A 4688-nucleotide genomic window follows, 5' to 3' on the forward strand; every position below is an offset into this window, starting at 1 on the left:
GGCGCCCAGGACGACGTAGCCTCGATGACCGCTTCCGAGATCACGTTCAAGTCTGCCGATGCCGTGGTCAAAGCCTCAGGTACTGCACTCAGGAGACTAGTCATCTACCCCTCCTATTCCGACCAAAACGGGGGCGACTCGAACCGCTAATCGTATTCACGCGAGCCACGAATAGGAAGTCCCCGCTATTGCGGAGGAGGGCTTGTCAAACCAGGTAAAACGGCTGCGCATGGGCGGCCGGCCGCAGCGCGTGGCGGGACGGCGGTACCGGTATGGTCCCGATCTCATCGGATGAGGTCGATAATGAATCCGGTTGTCGCACAGCAGTAACCAGCAATTACCGGGAGGGTGGCCGCGCAGTTGCTGTGCGATCAGCGCCTTCTTCGCCGCGCAGTTCTACCGCTTTGCCCCCTTCGGCCAGAAATTGCTGCCGGGCCTACGGGCAACCGTCACGCGACCGCGCGCCTCGCCTGCAGTGGGAGCATCATGTTGCTGCGGCCAGAGGTGGGCGCAATGATGGGCCGGACAAACCAATTCAAGGAGGCGCGCAAGCATGCTGAAGGTCGCGGTCAAGATCTTCATCGTGTTGGCGCTGGCCTCGCTGTCACTCTGTGCCGCAGCGCGTACGCCCATCGCCGTTCACGCCCCGTCCATTGCCCCGCAACGGCTTGAGCTGGCATCGAATTGGACGCTGTCCCCGGCGGATCAACTCACCGTGACCGGCGACGCCCTGTCGTCGGACTACGACGCAGCCGGGTGGTACAAGGTCAGCCGAATGCCGGCCACCGTGTTAGAGATACTCCGCGAAAACGGCGCCTTCCCGGATCCCTACATAGGCCAAAATCTTCGCGACCGCGTACCGCAGCAACTGTATGAGAAGGACTGGTGGTACCGCGACGAGTTCACCGCCCCGGTGGGCCGGACGACCTACCTGTTGGAATTCCCTGGCATCAACTACCGCGGTGAGATCTGGTTGAACGGGCAGTTGGTCGCCGGCGCCGAGCGGGTCGTCGGCATGTACGTTGCTCACGAGTTCGACGTGACGTCGCTGATCCGGCCGGGCGAGCGGAACTTTCTGGCGGTGAAGGTGACGCCCGAGCGTGCCCTGCAGGACGTCGACGGCGTGGAATTGGCCGACAGCTGGAACGACTGGATCAACTGGAATTACCTCGGCTTTCCGCCGGCCGACGGTGATCCGGATCGGCGTGGCACCTCGTTTGTTTCCGACCGCAACGCCGGCATTTGGAAGCCGGTGTACTTGACGGCGCTGGGCGCGGTCGGAATCGGTGCTGCGACAGTGAATTCCGACCTTCCGCTGCCACGCACCGACAGCGCGCGATTGACCATCCACGCCGACCTGCACAACTACTCCGCACAACGCACCCGCGGGGTGCTCCGCGCCACGATTACCCGACCGGACCGGAGCGAGACCAGTGTCGATCAGGTTGTCACCCTGAAGCCTGGCGAGGATCGGGAAATCACCTTCACGCCAGATGAATTCCCACAGTTGGCGTTTCAACATCCGGATCTGTGGTGGCCCTACACCATGGGGCAGCCCACCTTGCACGACCTTCGGTTGGAGTTCCGGATCGAAAACCGACTCAGCGACGACAAGCAGCTACGCTTCGGGATTCGGACCGTTACCCAGCACCGTGACGACAGCTTCTCCGCAGACGGCGGAGACTTCTATCTGAAAGTCAACGGCAAGGACTTTCCCGTACGCGGCGCGGCTTATACGCCCGACTTGCTCTATCGGAACGACCCCGACAGAGAGAACGTGATCCTTCAGTACGCCAAAGACCTTGGCCTCAACATGCTCCGGTTCGAGGGCAAGCTCGCCACTGAACACCTCATCGAAAAGGCTGACGAGCTTGGTATTCCGATCATGGCCGGTTGGATGTGCTGCAACCAGTGGGAGAAATGGGAGCAGTGGGACACCGAAGATTACGGTGTTGCGATGGCGAGTCTGCGCACCCAGATTCAGCTACTGCGAACCCATGCCTCGGCGTTCGTTTGGGCCAACGGCAGCGATGGCTTGCCCCCGCGGCATGTGCGTGCCCGCTACCGCGCCATTCTTGATGAGATGCACTGGCAGAACGCCACTGTCGATACGGTGTCGCTGTTGACGAGGGATTCCAACGGCATGGCGCTGTGGGATGGCATCGATATGGGCGGACCCTATTCGTGGCGGCCGCCGACGTACTGGTTCAGCGGGCGATACGGCGCTACCTGGGGTGCATCCGCCGAACAGGGCAGCAATGAACAGATCCCGCCGTATGCCAGTCTGAAACGGTTCATCCCGCCCGACGACCTATGGCCGATCAACGACACCTGGTATTTCCACGCGGGTTCACAGCCCAAGAACGCCGCGTTGACCAGTGCTCAGCGCTCGATCAACCTCCGCTACGGACCGTCCTACAGCGCCGAGATGTTCGCTGCCAAAGCGCAATTGGCCCAATACGAGGGCGCTCGGGCGCAGTTCGAGGCGTTTGCCGCCGGGGGATGGGGCATGCACAAGATGACGATCTACTGGATGTTGAACAGCCCATGGCCGTCGTTCTTCGGGCAACTCTTCGACTACTACCTGCGCCCCGGCGGCGCATATTTCGGGGCCAAGAAAGGGCTACGGCCGCTGTCGGTCGTGTTCGATTCGTACGCCACCGACAATGCCGGCCCGGCACGCATCAGCGTCGTCAACCAGAGCCAGGTCGACGAGCGGGATCTAGCGGTCCGGGTGCGTGTCTACGACCTGCAGGGCAATGTGAAGGCCGATGGACGCGCAGACGGCATCGGTGTTTCTGCGGGTGACGCCGTCGAAGCCATGACGCTGCCCCGCGGTCTGGCGAACTCGCCCGTGTTCTTCGTTCGGTGTGAATTGACCCGTCCCTCAGGGGAAATCGTTGCCGACAACGTCTACTGGCAGTCCCAGCAACCGGACGATGTGGGGGACCCGATCAACGACCGGGCATTCGAGTCGTGGCAGACGAGTTGGGCGGACATGACGGCGTTGAACTCGATGCCGCCCGTTCCGCTGGACGTCACGGCGCGACACGAGTCGACGGAGGGGCAGGACACGGTGGTGGTGCGGCTGCACAATTACACGCCGAACATCGCCTTCTTCGAGCGTGCCGAGATCTTGTCCTCGCGTGACGGCGACGAGATTCTGCCAATCCAGTACGACGACAACTACGTGACGGTTTTTCCAGGAGAGACGGTAGAAATTCGGGGAACCGTTCCGCGCCAGGGCCCGTCGGCGAACTGGGTACGGCTGTCCGGGCACAACACGTCGCCGATAACGGTTCCTGTCAGCTAGTAGAACAGCATCACCGCCGCCTGTGGCGGGAGGCAGTTTTACTTTGCGCTCAGGGTGAAGAAATTCGAGATGACCGCGCCCTCACCGCAGAGTCAGTGCGTTTGCGCGCTGTGTATCCGTTGACGGTTTCGACGTCATCACCGCCGCGAAAGACCTGAAGACGTGTCGAGTGCAACACGTCACGCATTATGGCTCCCGTCACAAAGTTCGCCAGCTTGACTGAAAAGCGGCACCCGCAGTGCGCAATGAAATTATCGTTAACGCAAAGGTCAGTTTCTTTTGGACGACGCGCGTTGAGCTCCTCTCTACGCACGACCGATAGGAGCAGCGTTGTCATTTTTGACTACCGCGCCCGGAGCACTCGCGCAGGCCGCTAGGCAACTGGCAGGCATTGGTTCATCGGTTCAGGAGGCCAGTGCGGCCGCGGCTGGTGTTACGACGGCGATAGGGGCGGCGGGTGCCGACGAGGTGTCGACCGCGATCGCGTTGCTGTTTTCCGGGCATGCCACCGAGTACCAGGCGATTGAAGCTCAGGTAGCGGCGTACCACGAACAGTTCTTGCTGGCGATTGGGGGTGCCAGCAGGTCATACGCGGCCGCAGAGACGCTTAATGCCGTGACGTTGTGGCAGGACGTGGAGCGCAGCGTGCTTGGTGCTATCAACGCGCCCACCCTTGCTCTGTTGGGGCGCCCGTTGATTGGGGACGGCGCCAACGCGACCACGCCGGGTGGCAACGGTGGTGATGGCGGGTTGTTGTGGGGCAACGGCGGGAATGGTGCCGACGGCCAGTTCGCGACCGGTCAGGCCGGCGGTAGCGGTGGCAACGCCGGGTTGTTCGGCAACGGTGGTCGGGGCGGCAACGGCGCACTGGGCCCGGGGTACTTGATCGAACCCGGGGGCGCGGGTGGCGGCGGCGGTGCTGGTGGTGCTGGGGGTTGGTTGTTCGGCAACGGCGGTGCTGGTGGGCTCGGTGGTGAGGGTGCGCTTGCCTACGAGGGGAACCCGGGTGGTGCCGGCGGTAACGGGGGTATCGGTGGTAGGGCTTGGTTGTTCGGCAGCGGCGGTGTGGGCGGCAACGGGGGCAATGGTGGGACGGGCGGTGAAGCTGGGTTCGGTGCTAACAGTGGCGGTGCCGGGGGGATGGGCGGAGCAGGTGGTGGTGCCGGACTTATTGGCACCGGCGGGGCCGGCGGTGCCGGCGGCATCGGCGCGCCCGGGGGTGCGGGCGGACAAGGCGGGTTGCTATTCGGCACCGGCGGCAAAGGCGGAACCAACGCCGGCAATGGTGGTAACGGGGGCGACGCCGCCGGTACCGCCGGCGAACCCGGTAAATATGGCATCTTCGAGCCAAACGGCACAGGTACAAACGGTGGCG

General features: G+C 63.1%; 2 protein-coding genes. Both read left to right on the top strand.

Annotated features, from left to right (window positions below):
* Positions 1-553 precede the first annotated feature (553 nt).
* Positions 554-3313: a glycoside hydrolase family 2 protein gene (locus BST27_RS29620; RefSeq protein WP_079220290.1), complete on the top strand. Its 2760-nt coding sequence runs from the start codon at positions 554-556 to the stop codon at positions 3311-3313.
* A gap of 330 nt (positions 3314-3643) precedes the next feature.
* Positions 3644-4688 (top strand): PE family protein (locus tag BST27_RS29625; protein ID WP_139805456.1); only part of this gene is annotated, 1045 nt, incomplete at its 3' end.

Source organism: Mycobacterium intermedium (assembly GCF_002086275.1).
GTDB classification, from domain to species: Bacteria; Actinomycetota; Actinomycetes; order Mycobacteriales; family Mycobacteriaceae; genus Mycobacterium; species Mycobacterium intermedium.

Excerpts from the sequence above, each read along its gene's own strand:
- BST27_RS29620 (WP_079220290.1), top strand. The coding sequence starts at position 554 with ATGCTGAAGGTCGCGGTCAAGATCTTCATCGTGTTGGCGCTGGCCTCG.